The organism is Enterobacter sp. 22466, assembly GCF_052044775.1.
Taxonomy (GTDB): Bacteria; Pseudomonadota; Gammaproteobacteria; order Enterobacterales; family Enterobacteriaceae; genus Enterobacter; species Enterobacter dissolvens.
This window is the reverse complement of record NZ_JBQENX010000010.1, coordinates 106,928-124,775: the sequence shown is the minus strand read 5'-3', so window position 1 is coordinate 124,775 and position 17,848 is coordinate 106,928. Positions and strand designations below refer to the sequence as shown.

15 protein-coding genes and 1 pseudogene are annotated in these 17,848 nt (G+C 56.0%); 14 read left to right on the top strand and 2 right to left on the bottom strand.

Annotated elements, in window-relative coordinates; all coding sequences use genetic code 11:
* The first annotated feature begins 49 nt into the window (after nucleotides 1-49).
* Together ACTJJI_RS21910 and ACTJJI_RS21905 are read left to right on the top strand one after the other, a co-directional pair.
* Nucleotides 50-1,090 carry an NADP-dependent oxidoreductase gene (locus ACTJJI_RS21910; protein ID WP_118282764.1) on the top strand — a complete coding sequence of 347 codons (1,041 nt, stop codon included), beginning with the start codon at nucleotides 50-52 and terminating at the stop codon, nucleotides 1,088-1,090.
* A gap of 255 nt (nucleotides 1,091-1,345) precedes the next feature.
* Nucleotides 1,346-2,014: a GntR family transcriptional regulator gene (locus tag ACTJJI_RS21905; protein ID WP_440655543.1), complete on the top strand. Its 669-nt coding sequence runs from the start codon at nucleotides 1,346-1,348 to the stop codon at nucleotides 2,012-2,014.
* Between the two features lie 138 nt (nucleotides 2,015-2,152).
* Here the strand turns inward: ACTJJI_RS21905 and pqqU are convergent, their stop codons facing one another.
* A complete protein-coding gene (pqqU, locus tag ACTJJI_RS21900; RefSeq protein WP_050860618.1) occupies nucleotides 2,153-4,267 on the bottom strand; it encodes a TonB-dependent receptor PqqU in 2,115 nt (704 codons plus the stop codon).
* Between the two features lie 244 nt (nucleotides 4,268-4,511).
* Between pqqU and yncE the strand changes: the two genes are divergently transcribed.
* Nucleotides 4,512-5,573, top strand: a complete 1,062-nt coding sequence (gene yncE, locus ACTJJI_RS21895; protein WP_047361748.1) for a 7-bladed beta-propeller protein YncE — start codon at nucleotides 4,512-4,514, stop codon at nucleotides 5,571-5,573.
* A 117-nt stretch (nucleotides 5,574-5,690) separates the two neighbouring features.
* Here yncE and ansP read toward each other — a convergent pair whose 3' ends face one another.
* A complete protein-coding gene (ansP, locus tag ACTJJI_RS21890; protein ID WP_014832066.1) occupies nucleotides 5,691-7,187 on the bottom strand; it encodes an L-asparagine permease in 1,497 nt (498 codons plus the stop codon).
* Between the two features lie 384 nt (nucleotides 7,188-7,571).
* Here ansP and ACTJJI_RS21885 point away from each other — a divergent pair, with 384 nt between their 5' ends.
* The 11 genes and pseudogenes from ACTJJI_RS21885 (at nucleotide 7,572) to ACTJJI_RS21835 (ending at nucleotide 17,840) form a co-directional block, all read left to right on the top strand.
* Nucleotides 7,572-8,111 carry an AAA family ATPase gene (locus ACTJJI_RS21885; protein ID WP_014832065.1) on the top strand — a complete coding sequence of 180 codons (540 nt, stop codon included), beginning with the start codon at nucleotides 7,572-7,574 and terminating at the stop codon, nucleotides 8,109-8,111.
* Nucleotides 8,112-8,221: 110 nt separating this feature from the next.
* Nucleotides 8,222-9,241 (top strand): LLM class flavin-dependent oxidoreductase, encoded by a 1,020-nt coding sequence (locus tag ACTJJI_RS21880; RefSeq protein WP_334752227.1) that lies wholly within the window; start codon nucleotides 8,222-8,224, stop codon nucleotides 9,239-9,241.
* Complete coding sequence (locus ACTJJI_RS21875; RefSeq protein ID WP_440655542.1) at nucleotides 9,220-10,341, top strand: amidohydrolase; 1,122 nt, start codon at nucleotides 9,220-9,222, stop codon at nucleotides 10,339-10,341. Before ACTJJI_RS21880 ends, ACTJJI_RS21875 begins: the two co-directional genes overlap by 22 nt.
* A gap of 16 nt (nucleotides 10,342-10,357) precedes the next feature.
* A pseudogene (locus ACTJJI_RS21870) lies at nucleotides 10,358-12,620 on the top strand (NtaA/DmoA family FMN-dependent monooxygenase).
* A 9-nt stretch (nucleotides 12,621-12,629) separates the two neighbouring features.
* A complete protein-coding gene (locus tag ACTJJI_RS21865) occupies nucleotides 12,630-13,139 on the top strand; it encodes a GNAT family N-acetyltransferase (RefSeq protein WP_014832060.1) in 510 nt (169 codons plus the stop codon).
* Between the two features lie 9 nt (nucleotides 13,140-13,148).
* On the top strand, nucleotides 13,149-14,081 hold the full coding sequence (locus tag ACTJJI_RS21860; RefSeq protein WP_014832059.1) for an amino acid ABC transporter permease: 933 nt from the start codon (nucleotides 13,149-13,151) through the stop codon (nucleotides 14,079-14,081).
* The gene (locus ACTJJI_RS21855) at nucleotides 14,065-14,838 is read left to right on the top strand and encodes an amino acid ABC transporter ATP-binding protein (RefSeq protein WP_440655541.1); all 774 of its coding nucleotides are present in this window, start codon (nucleotides 14,065-14,067) and stop codon (nucleotides 14,836-14,838) included. The genes ACTJJI_RS21860 and ACTJJI_RS21855 overlap by 17 nt, the downstream gene beginning before the upstream one ends.
* A gap of 9 nt (nucleotides 14,839-14,847) precedes the next feature.
* The gene (locus tag ACTJJI_RS21850; RefSeq protein ID WP_440655540.1) at nucleotides 14,848-15,735 is read left to right on the top strand and encodes an ABC transporter substrate-binding protein; all 888 of its coding nucleotides are present in this window, start codon (nucleotides 14,848-14,850) and stop codon (nucleotides 15,733-15,735) included.
* Between the two features lie 41 nt (nucleotides 15,736-15,776).
* Nucleotides 15,777-16,394: a glutathione S-transferase family protein gene (locus ACTJJI_RS21845; protein WP_050860628.1), complete on the top strand. Its 618-nt coding sequence runs from the start codon at nucleotides 15,777-15,779 to the stop codon at nucleotides 16,392-16,394.
* 37 nt (nucleotides 16,395-16,431) lie between these two features.
* Nucleotides 16,432-16,662 carry a tautomerase PptA gene (gene pptA / locus ACTJJI_RS21840; protein ID WP_014832055.1) on the top strand — a complete coding sequence of 77 codons (231 nt, stop codon included), beginning with the start codon at nucleotides 16,432-16,434 and terminating at the stop codon, nucleotides 16,660-16,662.
* Nucleotides 16,663-16,838: 176 nt separating this feature from the next.
* A complete protein-coding gene (locus tag ACTJJI_RS21835; RefSeq protein WP_014832054.1) occupies nucleotides 16,839-17,840 on the top strand; it encodes a Kdo(2)-lipid IV(A) acyltransferase in 1,002 nt (333 codons plus the stop codon).
* Nucleotides 17,841-17,848 lie beyond the last annotated feature (8 nt).

Here is a 17,848-nt window from a genome sequence, read left to right as displayed (position 1 = left end):
CGGATCATGAGCCAGGATCAATGGACATCTGTACCATAAGGAGTCTCTGATGAATCAATCTGTTTCGCAAAATCGTCGCTGGGTACTGGCTTCGCGTCCACACGGCGCGCCGGTCGCGGATAATTTTCGTCTCGAAGAGCAGCCGGTTCCGGTACCGGCGGCAGGACACGTTCTGCTGCGTACTATCTGGCTTTCGCTTGACCCGTACATGCGCGGCCGCATGAGCGATGCGCCATCCTATTCACCACCGGTTGAGATTGGTGCGGTGATGGTCGGCGGAACGGTCAGCCGCGTTGAGCAGTCAAGTCATCCGGATTTTAAAGCAGGGGAATGGGTGCTGGGATACAGCGGCTGGCAGGAGTATGACCTTTCTGACGGCAGTGGTCTGGTCAAACTGGGCGAAAATCCCTCCCATCCTTCCTGGGCGCTGGGTATTCTCGGGATGCCGGGCTTCACCGCCTATATGGGGCTGCTGGATATTGGTCAACCGAAAGCGGGTGAAACGCTGGTGGTGGCAGCGGCAACGGGCCCCGTTGGTGCAACGGTCGGGCAAATCGGTAAAATCAAAGGCTGTCGGGTCATCGGTGTTGCCGGTGGCGCAGAAAAATGCCGTCATGCTGTTGAGGTGCTGGGCTTTGACCAGTGTCTGGATCATCATGCCGATGATTTTGCCACGCAGCTTCAGAACGCCTGCCCGAATGGTATCGATGTCTATTATGAAAACGTTGGCGGTAAGGTCTTTGACGCCGTGCTCCCGCTGCTTAATACCTCCGCGCGGGTGCCGGTATGTGGTCTGGTGAGCGGCTACAATGCGACCGGTCTGCCTGAGGGGCCGGATCGTTTGCCGCTGTTAATGGGGACCATCCTGAAAAAACGCATTCGTATGCAGGGTTTTATCATCGGCCAGGATTACGGGCACCGCATCAAGGAGTTCCAGCAAGAGATGGGGCGCTGGGTGCAGGAGGGTAAAATCCACTATCGCGAGCAGGTGATCGATGGGCTGGAGAACGCCCCGGAGGCGCTGATCGGTCTTCTTGAAGGCAAAAACTTCGGCAAAGTCGTGATTCGCGTCGCGGCAGACAATAAATAAACAACATTATGGCGGGGGTTCCCGCCATATTTATTTGTGAAGATACGATATATTGTCTTTAATTAAACCTACACAGCGTTCGCGCCTTCCACACGGATGAGCCAAAGAGCGATAAAAACATACGGTTTGTACTTTTTGACGTTTATATGCACTTCCCACCACCAGGCATGACGATACAGGATATATCGGACCAGCGTCGTTTATTAAAAACTGACGTTAATAAATAGCATTAAGTTTTAGCTACAGGAATTGAACATGCTTGATTTGGATCATTTAGAAAAAGCGCAGAGAATCAGCCTTACCATGCAAGTTGAGATCAGTTTGAAAGGGGCGCTAATTACAGGCTCGCTGAAACCAGGCGCACGACTGATCACCAAAGAAATTGCCGATAAATTAGGGACCAGTATCACGCCGGTTCGCGAGGCGCTTTTGCGTCTGGTATCGTCAGGGGCGCTGCAGGCCACACCGGCGCAGGCATTTCTGGTGCCAGAGGTGACGCTGGAGCGCTATAACGAAATTACGGCCATCAGAAAACAGCTAGAGCCGATGGCGGTAGCCGCCGCCTGCCAGCATTTGACGCAGAGCAAGCTGGAGATATTGCGCACGTTGTCGGACGATTTTCATGAGGCGATGCGCAACGGGAATGTCCAGAAGGCACTGCATGCTAACCGCGTGTTTCGCTTTACCCTTTATGAGTACGCGGAAATGCCGACGCTGAGCGCCTTAATCGAGCAGCTCTGGATCCGCATTGGGCCTTGTATTAACTATCTGCACCAGGAGCTTAACGACATTAAAGCGTCGTCTTATCATTACGAGGAGTTACTGTCCGCGCTGGAGAGAGGCGATGTTGAGGGCAGCCAGAAAGCGATTGAAAAACTGATCGATGAAGCTAATTCTCTATTACAACGGCAATATTTTAGCTGAGGAATTATTCAACGGCGGGTCAATATTCTTCATTTGAAATATTCGTTCTATGAATAAATCCTGATGGCATTGCGCCATCAGGATGGTTATTTCGTTTTAAAAAATATAAAACTGGGAAATTAAATACCCCTTTTATTTCTACTCGAAACGATAAGAGACCGACAAGCCAACACCGTAGTTGCGACCCGGAGCAGGTTCGTAATAACGTCCATTGGATTCGTTAACAATCACCGAGCCGGCATACTCTTTGTCGAACAGATTATCAACGCGACCAAAGAGATCCATGCCCCAGTTGCCGTAGTTGAATTTATACCCGGTATTCAGCCCGACGACCGTGTAGGATGGGGCTTTCGCCGTGTTTTCGTCATCGGCCATGATGTCACTCATGTAGCGCACGTCAGTCCCGGCATACCAGCCTTCCTCGGGTTGCCAGCCAAACGAGGCAAAGCCCATATTGCGGGCAATACCCGGCATGCGGTTGCCGTTACAGTTATCGTCGCCGCAGACGTTGGTGCGATAGGTGGCGTCCAGATATGTCCACGCCATTTTCAGCTTCCAGTTTTCAGCAAACTGCTGATCGAGGGAAACTTCCACCCCCTGACGACGGGTTTTACCGGCATTTTTGTAGCTGGTACGTCCGCCGGAGCTGGCATCCACCACAATTTCATCATCGGTGTCGGTGCGGAACAGGGCCGCGGTCAGCAGGCCGTTGCCGATGCGGGTTTTGCTCCCCACTTCATAGGTGTTATTGGTGGACGGTTTCAGGCCAATGTTCAGACCGCCCTGGTTGTCCGCGCGATAGGAGAGTTCATTGATGGTTGGGGTCTCAAATCCACGACCCGCCGCCGCGTAAAGGTTCCACGCGTCGGTCACCGCATATTTCACCGAACCGGCCGGAAGCCACTTGTGATAGCTCGCATCACCGCTGTCATCACCGTTGCCCGGTGTAACGTAGTGATCGTTGGAATCAAACCAGACGGAGCTGTAACGCACCCCGGCATCCACGGAGAGTTTCTGCGTTAACTGCCAGCTGGTTTGCAGGTAAGGATCGACGTTCCACATCAGGTTACGTTCGTTGCGGCGCTTGTCGCCTTTTACGCCGTAATCCGGCACGCCGTTGTTCATCACGAAGTTCTCATACCCGCGACGATCTTCGCTCATGTTTTCGTAGTTCAGGCCGGTGGTAAAGGTCACCGGCACCAGCAGTTCGCCGCGGTGCGTCCAGCGGGTATCGATGCCCTGATAGTGGCGCTGCATATCAATCACGCCGCCAGAGTGGGAGGGGCGCAGCTGCGGTTGATAAGGGATCGACTGATACTGGGTCATTTCGCGCTCGCCGGCGTACATCATGACGCTGAGATCGTCCTGCGCACTGAGCTGGCGGTCATAGCGCAGCCCGGCCTGGGTCTGCTTGATGGTTTTGCGTGTATTGTACTGATCGCCACGCGGCGACTGGCGCGGGTTATTCTGCCACTCCTGATAATTCAGCCCGCCCGGATCGTTGGCTTTCATGTCCACGCTGTTAAAGATCAGCGTCAGCTTGCTGGCATCGTCAATGCGCACGCCCAGTTTGGCGTTGGCGAGATTCTTCCGCGCACCGCTGTGATCACGGTAGCCTTTGGTGGTGAAGCGGGTGGTAGATACGGTGTAATCCACATCGCCCGCGTGTGTGCCGTCGCCCATCGCGCCGGTGGCTTTCATCCCGTAGCGCCAGGTACCGTAACTGCCGTAGTAGCTGCTGGCCTCAATGGTTGGCGGCTGTTGACCGGTCTGGGTGTTGATGTTGATCACGCCGCCGGAGGCGTTGCCATACAGGGCAGAGAAGGGGCCGCGCAGCACTTCCACGCTCTCCACGCTGGAGAGATCGATGTTAGAAGTCTGGCCCTGGCCATCTGGCATGGTCGCCGGGATCCCGTCCACGTACATTCGAATACCGCGCACACCGAAGGTAGAGCGGGCACCGAACCCACGCATCGACAGCTGCAGATCCTGGGCATAGTTCTGACGGTTCTGAATTTGCAGGCCCGGGACGCTACCGAGAGATTCAGAGAGGTTAATGCGTGGTGCGGCGTGACGCATATCATCGCCATTCACGACGCTGACCGCCGCCGGGGTATCCAGCTCCGATACCGTTTGTGGCGTGGCGCTGACGATCATGGTCTGTTCATCCGCACCCATCGCGGTGAGGGGAGAGAAGATGACAGGAGCCAGCAACAGTGGAAGGGTTGCCTTACGGGCAGAAATGATTTTCATGAAATAAACCGGTTAAGGATAAGAAACGTACCAAATGGAACATGTACAGGTATGTTAAATCTTTTGTAAATGTTTTGAAAACTATAACCGCACATTGCGTTAAGGAAAGGCGAAGCGGAAAAGAAAAACTCCACTTTTACACAATTAATGATTACTATTCTCATTAACAAAACGGCAATGCCATGACGTTGCCAGCCGGAAGTGATGTCAGCAGTACACCCCCTCTCGTGAAAAAGGAATTGTTATGTCTTTACGTCATCTGTGCTCCCCACGTCTGCGTCGTTCACTGCTGTGTAGCGCTTTACTGCTTGCCGGCACCTTCCAGGTGCAGGCTGGCGAAGAGATGTTGCGCAAAGCGGTTGGGAAAGGCGCGTATGAAATGGCGGTGAGCCAGCAGGAGAATGCGCTGTGGGTTGCGACGTCACAAAGCCGTAAAACAGATAAAGGCGGTATTGTGTATCGCCTCGACCCGGTCACTCTGGACGTAACGCAGGTCATTCATAACGATCTGAAACCCTTTGGCGCCACCCTGGACACTGCCACCCAGACGCTGTGGTTGGGTAACACCATCAACGGTGCCGTGACCGCAATTGACGCCAAAACCGGCGAGGTGAAAGGGCGCCTGGTTCTGGATGACCGCAAACGCAGCGACACTGTCAAACCACTGCAGCCACGCCAGCTGGTGGCAGATGATGCCAACCATACCGTGTACATTACCGGGGTCGGTAAAGAGAGCGTGATCTGGGTAGTAGACAGCGCAACGCTGAAGCTGAAGGATACCATCGCGAATACTGGTACCTACGGCACCGGCCTGGCGCTGGATGCGCAGGCGAAACGACTCTATACCACCAACGCCGACGGTGAACTGGTAACGATTGACACCGCCAGCAACAAAATCATCAGCCGCAAAAAGGTGCAGGATGACGGGAAAGAGCACTTCTACCTGAACCTGAGTCTGGATACCGCCGGACAGCGTGCCTTCCTGACCGATTCAAAACAGCCGGAAGTGCTGGTGGTGAGCCTGAAAGATGGCAGTGTCATTGAGAAGATCGCGACGCCAGAGTCGCTGGCGGTGCTCTTTAACCCGGCGCGCAACGAAGCGTACGTAACGCATCGTGAAGCCGGAAAGGTGAGCGTGATTGACACCAAAACCTATAAAGTGACGAAAACCTTCGACACGCCGGTCTATCCAAACAGCCTGGCGCTCTCTGCTGATGGCAAAACGCTGTACGTAACGGTGAAACAAAAATCCACCCGTCAGCAGGAAGCGACCCAGCCTGACGATGTGGTACGTATCACGCTCTGATGTGGGAATTGCCCGGTGGCGCTGCGCAATGAAACGTAGGGCGGGTAAGACGAAGCCGCCACCCGACATAAAAAAAGGGAAGGCATTTGCCTTCCCATTTTAATGTTTACTGCACGCTTAACGCGAGGTTTCTTCCACCAGCGGGCCGTCGTGTTTTTCATCTTCATGATGAACCGGCGCGGTGCTGTGAATTTCGTATACGCGCTTACGCACGCCAAACCAGCCAGCAATCAGCAGAACGGCCAGCAGCGGAATGGTGGCGATGGTATAGGTGCCGTTCGGGTAATCGAACGCCATCAGAACCAGCACGCTGAACAGGAACAGCAGGGTGAGCCACGAGGTCACCGGTGCGCCTGGCATTTTGAAGCTCACGTCAGCCGCTTTGCCCTCTTTAATGGCTTTGCGCAGACGCATCTGGCAGACCACGATAAAGGCCCAGGAAGCGATAATCCCCAGCGCGGCCACGTTCAGTACGATCTCGAACACGCGGGACGGTACCAGATAGTTCAGGAACACGCCAAACACGTAGACCACCAGCGTCGCCAGGATGCCGGCATAAGGCACCTGCTGCTTGCTCATCTTCGACATGAACTTCGGCGCAGAGCCACCCATCGACATGGAGCGCAGGATACGGCCTGTGGAATATAAGCCGGAGTTCAGGCTGGAGAGCGCCGCGGTCAGCACCACGATGTTCATGATACTACCCACGTATGGCACGCCGAGCTTCGAGAAGAAAGTCACAAACGGGCTCTGACCCGCCTGATAGGCGTTCCATGGCAGCAGCAGAACCAGCAGCACCACAGAGCCGACATAGAACAGACCGATACGCCAGATCACGCTGTTAATGGCTTTAGGCACCATGGTCTGCGGGTCTTTACATTCGCCCGCCGCCGTACCCACCAGCTCGATAGAGGCAAAAGCGAACACCACGCCCTGCACCAGAACCAGCGCCGGCAGCAGACCGTGCGGGAAGAAGCCGCCGTTATCGGTTATCAGGTGGAAGCCGGTTGCATTGCCGTCCAGCGGCTTACCGCTGCCGAGGAACACGGTACCGACCACCAGGAAAATCACAATCGCCAGCACTTTTACCAGTGCAAACCAGAACTCCATCTCGGCGAACCACTTCACGCCGATCATATTCATGGTACCGACAATCGCCAGGGCGCCCAGCGCAAAGACCCACTGCGGGACATCGCCAAACGCGCCCCAGTAGTGCATATACAGCGCAACGGCGGTGATATCAACGATACCGGTCATCGCCCAGTTGACGAAGTACATCCAGCCGGCAACGTAGGCGGCTTTTTCACCAAGAAATTCGCGAGCGTAAGAGACAAAGCTGCCGCTGGAAGGGCGATGCAGCACCAGCTCGCCCAGCGCACGAAGAATGAAGAAGGAGAAGATCCCGCACACCAGATAGACCAGGGCGAGAGCCGGGCCTGCCATTTGCAGACGTGCGCCAGCACCTAAAAACAGACCTGTACCGATAGCGCCGCCGATGGCGATCATTTGGACCTGACGGTTGCCCATCGCTTTGTGGTAGCCCTCTTCATGGGAGTTTAACCAGCGACGTTTAGCAGCATGATGATCGGCTGCGCTTTTATTGCTTGTTTTCATTGAGTTACCTGTTTGCCTGTCTGAACCATTATCGTGATAGTCCTGCCTGGCAGAGAGCAATACAAACGATTGCTTCTGCGCAAACACATGTCGCCTTCCCAGTCATTCTGCGTATGGATAAGGCGAAACATGGCGAGGCATCCTACCTGCAATTGATAAGCGACGCAAAATATAACCGTGCCGAAAGTGATGCACGTCGAAGGAAATCGTGTGGTCAGAGCAGACGAGGATCACAACGCGCTGAATCGTGATGACCTTTTAGACAAAACCGTCAGTGCCATGCTGTTTTAATCATCAGATGTGCTTAATAGTTGCTCAGTGGAACAAGCGGAGGGTAAACGCTATGATCGGTTTGGTTTTTATGCAGCTAAAACGAGGCTAAGGGTGAGAATTAATGTAATCGGCACCAGCGGAAGTGGAAAAACCACGCTGGCAAGACGGATCGCTGATGAACTGGCTATTCCTTATATTGAAATGGACAGGCTTTACTGGCGCCCGAACTGGCAGGGCACAGCAGATGATGCGTTTCTGGAAAAACTGGAGCATGCATTAAGCGCTTCTCAGAACTGGGTGCTGGATGGTAACTATAACCGCACGCGACCTGTTAAATGGCGCAATGTTGACATTGTGGTGTGGGTAGATTGCGGGTTTGCCCGCACCCTCTGGCAGGCCGTCACCAGAGCAATCAAACGGGCCTGGCATCAACACGAACTCTGGCCTGGAACGGGAAATAAAGAGAGTTTCCGGCGCGCGTTCTTCAGCAGAGAGTCCATTATCATCTGGACGATTAAAACCTGGCGCAACAACCGCAGGCGTTACGAAGCCGATCTGCAAAATCCGGACTACGCGCATATACGCTTTATCCGTATTATCCGCCGCAGTCAGGCGGAAACGCTGATTTCCACGCTAAAGTCTTATTCTTAGTGTGGTTTTATATATCTGATTTCCGGCAAACCAAATGTAAATTAATTGTTTCTCAGTGGTGAAATACGCCTTTAATAATGACGACATGTTAAGTCAAACGAGAACGCAACATGTCCTGGCGAATCAGCATTCTGGATAAAAGCCCCATCGCTGAAAACGAAACAGCCGCCGATGCGCTGGCGCGAACCCTGGCGCTGGCGCAACAGGCGGAAACTCTCGGTTATCACCGCTTCTGGATTGCCGAACACCACAACACCCCGCAGCTGGCCAGCCCCTCGCCGGAGTTGTTGATTGCCTGGATCCTCGGGCAGACAACGCGTATCCGCGTGGGATCGGGCGGCGTCATGCTGCAACACTACAGCCCCTATAAAGTCGCGGAAAACTTCAATCTCCTGGCTGCCCTGGCTCCGGGTCGCGTCGATCTGGGCGTCGGAAAAGCACCCGGCGGTCTGCCGCTCTCCACCCGCGCATTGCAACTCGGTCTGAATCAGCAGGAAAAGGGCAGTTTTGCCGAACAGCTGGCGCAACTTGATAGCTGGATCCGCCCTGAAAATCAGTCGGTCGATGAGGCGGTGCGCGCGACGCCGCTGCCGCCGGTCCCGGCACAGGGATTCCTGCTGGGAGCCAGCGTCGAAAGTGCTCTGCTGGCCGCAAAACTCAACTGGCATTTTGTCTTTGCCGCTCACCTGAATGGCGATCCGGACCTGCTGCGTGAGGTCATCACCACCTGGCGTGAACACAGCGTCCGGGAGGTGATTGTGGCGGTGCAGGTGATTGTGGCGGACTCTCAGGCTCAGGCGGAATCGCTGGCACAAAAGGTTGAAGTCTGGGGCGTGGAGCTGGCAAACGGCCAGCGCGTTACGGTGGCCAGTGAAGAGCAAGCCTATGCGTTTGCGCGTCAGGCAGGCAGCGAGCCGCTACGTATAGCGCGTCGCGCGCAGTCGCTGGTGGCCGGGACCGCAGAGTCGGTACTGGCACAACTGGACGCTCTGCATCACCAGTGGGGTATTGACGAATTCATTATCGACACACCGGTTGCGGAGGGGGCCACGCGCGTGCAGTCCCTGCGTCTGCTGGCGCAGGCGCGACTTAACAAGGAGGTTACCGTATGCGTTTTGGCGAACAACTGATTGCCTGGCGCCGTGAGTTGCACCAGCACCCGGAGCTGTCGGGCCAGGAAGTGGAAACAACCGCCCGTCTGCACCAGTGGCTGACGAATGCCGGCATCAGACCACTGCCTTATGATCTGCCGACCGGACTGGTGGCGGAAATTGGCACCGGCACCAAACTGATTGCCCTGCGGGCGGACATCGATGCCTTGCCGATCGAAGAGCGCAGCGGGGTGGCGTTTAGCTCACAGCGTGCGGGGGTGATGCACGCCTGCGGTCATGACATCCACACCAGCGTGATCCTCGGGGCGGCATTAAAACTGAAAGAGCGTGAAGCGTCGCTTAACGGTCGCGTGCGGATCCTGTTTCAGCCTGCCGAAGAGAATTTTGGCGGTGCGAAGAGCATGGTGCGGGCCGGGGCGTTACGTGACGTCAGCGCCATCTTCGGCATGCACAACGAGCCGGGGTTGCCGGTGGGTGAGTTTGCCACCCGCGGCGGGCCGTTCTATGCCAACGTCGATCGGTTTGTGATCCGCATTACTGGCAAAGGGGCCCATGCCGCGCGGCCACATGAAGGCAACGACGCGATTGTGCTGGCAAGCCAGCTCATTACCGCGCTGCAGAGCGTCGCCAGTCGCAACGTGAATACGCTGGACTCCGTCGTGCTGAGCGTAACGCGCATTGCGGGCGGTAATACCTGGAACGTCCTGCCGGAAAGCGTTGAGCTGGAAGGGACGCTGCGCACACATCGCGTGGAAGTTCAGCAGAACGTCAAAGCGCGCGTCGGTGAAATCGCTGCCGGATTCGCCAGCGCCTTCAGTGCCCAGATTGATATCACCTGGTATGCCGGGCCGACTGCGCTGGTCAATGACGAGCGCTGGGCGGAATTTGCCACCTCGGTCGCCCGGGAAGCGGGGTATGAAACCCAGCATGCTGAATTGCATATGGGCGGAGAGGATTTTGCGGTCTATCTGCAGCAGGTCCCCGGCGCGTTTGTCAGCATTGGCAGCAATAGCCCGTATGGTTTACATCACCCGGCCTTTAATCCGGACGAAGCATTAATTGAGCCGGCTGCCCGTTATTTTGCACAGCTTGCGGAAAAAGCCCTGCAACACGTTTAATTCAGAAGAGGTGAATATGTCTGCAACCCGACAATTGCGGCTGGGGACCATTTTGCATGGTGCATCCGGGAATATGTCCGCCTGGCGCCATCCTGCGGCGGTCGCCGATGCCAGTATTAATTTTGATTTCGTCAAAGCGACGGCGTTAAAAGCCGAGGAGGGCAAGCTCGACTTTTTATTCGTCGCCGACGGCCTCTACATTAATGAGAAATCGATCCCGCATTTTTTAAACCGTTTTGAGCCGTTAACGGTGCTCTCTGCACTGGCGAGCATTACCTCGCGGCTGGGTCTGGTGGGCACGTTATCCACCTCCTACAGCGAACCCTTTACCGTGGCGCGCCAGTTTGCCAGCCTGGATCACCTGAGCAACGGCCGTGCGGGCTGGAACGTCGTGACCTCGCCGCTGGAAGGGTCGGCCAGGAACTTCTCGCGTGAAAAACACCCGGAGCACGCGCTGCGCTACCGCATTGCGGATGAGTATCTCGACGTAGTGAAAGGGCTGTGGGACTCGTGGGAAGGCGATGCCTTTGTGCGCAACAAAGAGAGTGGTCAGTTCTTTGACCCCGCCAAACTGCATACCCTGGATCATCACGGTGATTTCTTCCAGGTCGCCGGGCCGCTCAATATTGGTCGCACGCCGCAGGGGCGTCCGATTGTGTTCCAGGCGGGTGCATCGGACGACGGCAAAAAGCTGGCAGCGAAGCATGCCGATGCGATCTTCACCCATCATGAAACCTTTGAAGAAGCACAAGCGTTCTACCGCGACGTAAAGCAGCAGCTGGAAAATAACGGTCGTCGTGCTTCTGATTTGCACATCTTCCAGGGCGTGAGCGTGATTGTCGGAAAAGATGCCGAAGATGTGGAAAACCAGTACCAGACCACCGCGGCGCTGGTGTCGGTTAAGGATGCGCTCAATTATCTCGGACGTTATTTCGAACATCACGATTTCAGCCAGTATCCGCTCGACGAGCCGTTCCCGGACCTCGGCGATCTGGGGAAAAACAGCTTCCGCAGTACCACGGATGAGATAAAGCGCAATGCCCGTGAACGTCAGCTGACGCTGCGTCAGGTTGCGCTGGAAGCGGCCTCGCCACGCCCCCGTTTTTCCGGCACGCCGGAGCAGGTGGCGGACGGCCTGCAGGCGTGGTTCGACGGCGATGCAGCCGACGGCTTCATCATTCAGGGCGGGACGCCAGATACCTTCCCGCGCTTTGTTGACCAGGTGGTGCCGGTGCTACAGGCCCGCGGCCTGTTTCGCACTGACTACCCCGGAACCACACTGCGCGACAGCCTGGGCCTGGACGAACCCAAAAATCAGTTCACACAACAATAAAGAGAACACCGCTATGCAGAAACCATCGCTTATTCTGGCGCTCGCGCTGGCCTTTACCCCTGCCGCCTGGGCAGAGAATGTGAACATTAACGGCACCGGTGTGAGCATTGAGGCCAACAAAACGCCGATCAACACCGCCAAAAACAGCGAGGCTATCGCGCAGTTGCCGAAAGATTATCGCTTTGCCGTGCCGGGGAAATTTACCGTTGCGGTGGCAGGTCTCAATCAACCGCCACTGACGGTTTTCTCGGATGACAACAAAACGCTTCTGGGAAGCGAAGTTGACGTCGCCCGTCTGGTGGCCGACAGCCTCGGGCTGGAGCTGAACGTGGTGCCCACCTCCTGGGAAGACTGGCCGCTGGGCGTCGCCTCCGGGAAATACGATGCGGCGATCAGCAACATTACCGTGACCAAAGCGCGTAAGGAGAAGTTTGATTTCGCCACCTACCGTAAGGATTCGCTCGGTTTCTATGTGAAATCAACCAGCCCAATCACATCCCTGCAGAAGGCGGAGGACATTGCCGGGCTGCGGATTATTGTGGGCTCTGGCACTAACCAGGAGGCCATCCTGCTGGCATGGAACGCCGAAAACCTGAAGAAGGGATTAAAACCGTTTACCCCGATCTACACCAAAGATGACGCGGCACAAACGCTGGCGCTCCAGTCCGGGCGTGCGGATGCGTATTTTGGTCCGAACGTGATTGGCGCGTGTAAAGCCGCGCTGACGGGTAAAACCAGACTGGTCGGTAGCGTAGACGGCGGCTGGCCGAAGACGGCGCATATCGCGGTAACGCTAAAAAAAGGCAGCGGGCTGGTGGAACCGGTGCAGACCGCACTTAACGGCGTGATCAAAAACGGCGATTACGACAAAGTGCTGAACCGCTGGGGGGAAGGGGTGGAACGCATCCCGCTGTCGGAAGTGAACCCTGCCGGTCTGGGTGACTAAGGAGGCGCTATGAGCGAACAATTTCGTGACGTTTCGCCGGAAGATGCCGATCTTCAGCCCATCATCAATGGGCTGTTCGGTGAATACGCTGCCCGCTACGGAGACTATTTTTCGAAAGATGCAGAGGTGGAGCTCACCGAGTGGTATCTGGCGCCACAGGGGCTGTTTATCGTCCTTGAGCGTGACGGGAAAATTATCGCCACCGGTGCGTACAAACCCTTCGACGAACGCACCGCGGAAATCAAACGCATCTGGACGGACAAAACCCTGCGTCAGCAGGGGCTTGCCGGGCGCGTGGTGCAGGAGCTGGAGCGCAGGGCGGTGCTGGCCGGCTACAGCCAGATCTACCTCACTACCGGTTTCCGTCAGCCGGAAGCGGTACGACTTTATCTCAGCCAGGGGTACCAGCCGCAGTTCGATCTGCATCGCGATCCGGAAGAGTACAGCCAGCCCCCGTTTGATGGCCGGCTGCGTTTCACCAAAACGCTGGTTCGCGAAGCGTTAAGTAAAACCGCATGAGGAACGATGATGAGCAACGTTGAAACCATTAAAGTGGTCCCTGCGCGTTATCCGCTGCGGGCCGTCGGTGCCGTGGTGGCGCTGTTTGTCCTGGCGGTCGTTATCCAGTCCGTCGCCTTTAACCCGCGCTGGGAGTGGTCTGTTTTTGCCCGCTGGTTCTTCGACCCGGTGATCCTTGAAGGCGTTGGCCAGACATTACTGCTGACGCTGATCGGCACCGCGCTGAGCGTGGTTTTCGGCGGTATGCTGGCGCTGGCGAGACTCTCCTCATCCTGGTTGCTGAGCAGCCTGGCCTGGGGCTATATCTGGCTGTTTCGTTCGCTGCCGCTGATTGTGGTGCTGATCATCCTCTATAACTTTTCCTATCTCTACGACACGCTCTCCCTTGGGGTGCCGTTCACCGGCATAACCTGGGGCAGCTTTGAAACCATCAACGTGCTGGGGCAATTTTCCACTGCCGTTGTCGGGCTGACGCTGGTACAGAGCGCCTATACCGCGGAGATTATCCGCGGGGGCTTCCTCGGCGTGGATCATGGTCAGTATGAAGCGGCCGCTGCGCTGGGGCTACCGGCCTGGCGTCGTACGGTGCGGATCATTCTGCCGCAGGCGCTGCGCACCATTCTGCCGTCCGGGTTTAACGAAATCATCAGTCTCGCGAAGGGCACGGCGATGGTCTACGTGCTGGCAATGCCGGAACTGTTCTACACCATCCAGATGATTTACAACCGCACGCAGGAAGTGATCCCGCTGCTGATGGTGGGGGCCGCCTGGTACCTGGTGATTACCACCGTATTGTCCGCTATCCAGTATGGTGTAGAGCGGGGCCTGGCCCGCAGCGAACGTCGCTCGGCGGTGAATCAGAACCGTACCCTCAGCCGTACCCGTTCCCGTTCCGTCACCACCACGCCCGCACAGGAGCCCGTCCATGCAAGCCTCTCATGAAGGACATATTTCCATTACCGGCGTCAGTAAATTCTTTGGTCGCCATAAAGCGCTCGATAACGTGTCGCTTGAGATCCCACCGGGATCCGTCACCGTGATCCTCGGACCGTCCGGCTCTGGTAAATCGACCCTGTTGCGCACCATCAACCACCTGGAGCGCGTTGACGAAGGGTTTATTCAGATTGACGGGGATTACATCGGCTATCGTCGTCGGGGTGACAAACTCTACGAGTTAAAAGAGAAAGAGATCCTTAAACAGCGCGTCAATGTCGGTTATGTGTTCCAGAACTTTAACCTCTTCACGCATCTCACTGTGCTGGAAAACCTGATTGAAGCGCCCATCGCCCATAAAAAACTGAGCAAAAAAGAGGCCGTTGAGCGGGCATACAGCCTGCTGGATGTGGTGGGGCTGCGTGATAAAGCAGATGCCTGGTCGCGCCATCTCTCCGGCGGGCAGCAGCAGCGTATCGCCATTGCCCGCGCGCTGGCGCTGCGTCCGCGGGTCATGCTGTTTGATGAACCCACCTCGGCGCTTGACCCGGAGCTGGTGGGCGAAGTGCTGGATGTCATCAAGAAACTCGCCCGTTCCGGCACCACGCTGGTGGTGGTCACCCATGAGATCGGCTTCGCCCGGGAAGTGGCGGATCAGGTGGTGTTTATGGTCGACGGTAAAATTGTGGAGCAGGGCAGCAGCGACGAGGTGCTGAACCGGCCATCGCACCCGCGAACGCGTCAGTTCCTTTCCCGAGTCCTGTAAGGAGTTCCGATGAAATATGGACTTTTAGCGGGGCTGGCTTTTACCGCCGCCAGTCATGCCAGCATTGATTTAAAGGTCAACGAGCAGCCGCTGCCGGTGACAGTGGATCCGCAGGCGGTGGCGAAGATCCCCGCTCATTACAAATTTGTTGAGCCGGGAACGCTCACGGTGGCCATTTCCGCGCTTAATTCACCGCCGCTGGCGCTGCTGGCCAGCGATAATCGGACGCGTATCGGCAGCGACCCGGATATCGCCCGGCTGCTGGCGGGCAGCCTGGGGCTAAAACTGAAGCTCGTTCCTACGGCCTGGGAAGACTGGCCGCTGGGGATCACCTCCGGGCGCTATGACGTAGCGCTGGTAAACATTGCGGTGACCGAACAGCGCAAAGAGAAGTTTGATTTTGCAACCTATCGCGTCGATTCGCTGGCGTTTACGGTGAAATCCACCAGTCAGGTGCAGTCGATTAAGGGCCCTGAAGATCTTGCGGGTAAAAAGGTCATTGTTGGCTCTGGCACCAATCAGGAGCGCATCCTGTTGGGCTGGAACGAGGAGAACAAAAAGGCCGGACGTGAACCCGCGCTGCCGGTGTACCTGACGGACGATGCCTCGGGCAATCTCTATATTCAGTCCGGCCGGGCGGATGTGTTCTTCGGGCCGCAGTCGGTCGCGGCGTATAAAGCCGCGCTGACCGGCAAAACGCGCGTTGTCGGGCTGGGCCCGAAAAAAGCGTATGTCGCCACCACCACCAAAAAAGGCAATCAACTGGTCTACGCCCTGCAGGCCGCACTGGATGGTGCGATCGCGCGCGGGGAGTATCAGAAGGTGCTGGCACGCTGGGGGGAGCAGGGCGAAGCGGTGGCACAATCGGAGGTTAACCCGCCTGGGATCACGTATTAATTGTGCTCTACACTTAGGATTTTCACTCCTGAGAGGGCAACATGATCAAACTCTATGGCGTACCCGGCTGGGGCTCGGCAATCAGTGAAGTGATGCTGACCCTGGCAGACATTCCTTACCAGTTTATTAACGTGGACGGGTTTGACCAGCCCGGTCCTCAGCGTGAACTGTTGCAAAAGCTTAACCCGCTGTGTCAGGTGCCTACACTGGCACTGGAAAATGGCGCGATCATGACCGAAACGGCCGCCATCGGCCTGATGGTGCTCGACAGGTGTCCCGATCTGGCGCCGCCCGTGGGCCAGGCGGAACGTCAGCAGTTTCAGCGTCTGCTGATCTGGTTCGTGGCGAACGTCTATCCGACGTTTACTTACGCAGACTATCCCGAACGCTGGGTACCGGATGCGCCGGAACAGCTGCAGAAAAACTGCATCGAATACCGCAAATCCCTCTATTTATGGTTCGAAAGCCAACTCAAAGCTGCCCCGTTTGCGCTGGGTGAGCGACTTACGCTGCTTGACGTCTATATTGCGGTGGCGCGTAGCTGGGGTCCACGGCACGAATGGTTCGCAACCAATACGCCAAAATTGACGGCCATTGCAGATACCGTGTGCGGGCTGCCTGAACTGCACAAGGTGTTAAAGGCAAATACGATTATCTGATAACGTGGAACCCTTATTCATAACAGGAAGCCTGCACATGCCACATGTAGATATCAAAAGTTTTCCCCGGGATATGAACGACGAACAAAAAAACGCACTGGCGGCGGATATTGCTGAGGTGATAATTCGTCATTTCAACAGCAAAGACAGTTCAGTGTCGATCGCGTTGAGCCAGGTTAATCCTGAGGACTGGAAAGCGCAGGTCTGGGATACCGAAATTGGCCCGCAGATGGATACGCTGATTAAAAAGCCGGGTTATTCAATGTAAGATTTTAGCCGGGAAGCCGCTTTGCTTACCCGGCATTTACGCCTCTCGCGACCTTTCGCAAAAATCGACAATACGATCCTGTGACACTTCCGTTACACTTTGCTTCCCTAAAACTTTCACGAAATCATCTGGTAAGCACAGCAGTTGCGTTAAATTAAGTACAGGATAATTTTCTGATGACAAAATTACCTCAGTTTTCACTCGCCTTTTTTCATCCTCGTTACTGGCTCAGCTGGACAGGCATTGCAGCGCTCTGGTGCATTGTGCAGCTCCCGTATCCCCTTTTATTGAGAATCGGACACGGCCTTGGGCGTCTGGCCATGCGTTTGCTACCGCGTCGTGTAGACATCGCTCGCCGCAACCTTGAGCTCTGTTTTCCCGATATGAAAAAGGCTGAACGCGAACATTTACTGCAGCGTAATTTTGAATCGGTTGGTATGGGCGTTATCGAAACCGGGATGGCCTGGTTCTGGCCAGACTGGCGGGTACGCAAATGCTTTAGCGTCAGTGGGTATGAGCATATGGAAGAGGCGCGGGCGCGTGGAAATGGCGTAGTGCTTATCGGTATGCATTTTCTTACCCTGGAACTGGGTGCCAGAATATTTGGCATGCTCAACCCGGGTGTCGGGGTTTATCGCCCTAACAATAATGCGCTGCTGGACTGGCTGCAGACGCGTGGCCGTCTGCGCTCAAATAAAACCATGCTGGATCGCTATGACCTGAAGGGGATGATCCGCGCCCTGAAGCAGAATGAAATTCTGTGGTACGCCCCGGATCACGACTACGGCAAAACCAACAGCGTGTTTGTGCCGTTCTTTGCGGTTCCTGACGCCGCGACAACTGCCGGAAGTTACATGCTGGTGAAGAGCGCCAGGCCGGCGGTGATCCCGTTCGTTCCACGCAGAAAGGCAGACGGCAGCGGTTATGAACTGATTATTCTTGACGATATCGGCGAAACGCTGCAGGGCGGTGATAAAGCGTTGGTAGCCACGCAAATGAACAGGGCGATTGAGCGCGCGGTGCTGATGGCGCCGGAGCAGTATATGTGGTTGCACCGACGCTTCAAAACCCGACCTGAAGGCCAGCCGGACAGATATGCGCGCAAAAAAAGCGTGGTCATTTCCAACAGAACTGTATCTACAGGCGACATGCCTGAACAGTCAGGCATTCAGCACTAAAGTCTGCC

What these genes read in the sequence shown, in the direction of transcription:
- ACTJJI_RS21910 (WP_118282764.1), top strand. Translation starts at nt 50, where the DNA reads ATGAATCAATCTGTTTCGCAAAATCGTCGCTGGGTACTGGCTTCGCGT.
- ACTJJI_RS21905 (WP_440655543.1), top strand. Translation starts at nt 1,346, where the DNA reads ATGCTTGATTTGGATCATTTAGAAAAAGCGCAGAGAATCAGCCTTACC.
- pqqU (WP_050860618.1), bottom strand. Translation starts at nt 4,267, where the DNA reads ATGAAAATCATTTCTGCCCGTAAGGCAACCCTTCCACTGTTGCTGGCT.
- yncE (WP_047361748.1), top strand. Translation starts at nt 4,512, where the DNA reads ATGTCTTTACGTCATCTGTGCTCCCCACGTCTGCGTCGTTCACTGCTG.
- ansP (WP_014832066.1), bottom strand. Translation starts at nt 7,187, where the DNA reads ATGAAAACAAGCAATAAAAGCGCAGCCGATCATCATGCTGCTAAACGT.
- ACTJJI_RS21880 (WP_334752227.1), top strand. Translation starts at nt 8,222, where the DNA reads ATGTCCTGGCGAATCAGCATTCTGGATAAAAGCCCCATCGCTGAAAAC.
- ACTJJI_RS21875 (WP_440655542.1), top strand. Translation starts at nt 9,220, where the DNA reads ATGCGTTTTGGCGAACAACTGATTGCCTGGCGCCGTGAGTTGCACCAG.
- ACTJJI_RS21865 (WP_014832060.1), top strand. Translation starts at nt 12,630, where the DNA reads ATGAGCGAACAATTTCGTGACGTTTCGCCGGAAGATGCCGATCTTCAG.
- ACTJJI_RS21860 (WP_014832059.1), top strand. Translation starts at nt 13,149, where the DNA reads ATGAGCAACGTTGAAACCATTAAAGTGGTCCCTGCGCGTTATCCGCTG.
- ACTJJI_RS21855 (WP_440655541.1), top strand. Translation starts at nt 14,065, where the DNA reads ATGCAAGCCTCTCATGAAGGACATATTTCCATTACCGGCGTCAGTAAA.
- ACTJJI_RS21850 (WP_440655540.1), top strand. Translation starts at nt 14,848, where the DNA reads ATGAAATATGGACTTTTAGCGGGGCTGGCTTTTACCGCCGCCAGTCAT.
- ACTJJI_RS21845 (WP_050860628.1), top strand. Translation starts at nt 15,777, where the DNA reads ATGATCAAACTCTATGGCGTACCCGGCTGGGGCTCGGCAATCAGTGAA.
- pptA (WP_014832055.1), top strand. Translation starts at nt 16,432, where the DNA reads ATGCCACATGTAGATATCAAAAGTTTTCCCCGGGATATGAACGACGAA.
- ACTJJI_RS21835 (WP_014832054.1), top strand. Translation starts at nt 16,839, where the DNA reads ATGACAAAATTACCTCAGTTTTCACTCGCCTTTTTTCATCCTCGTTAC.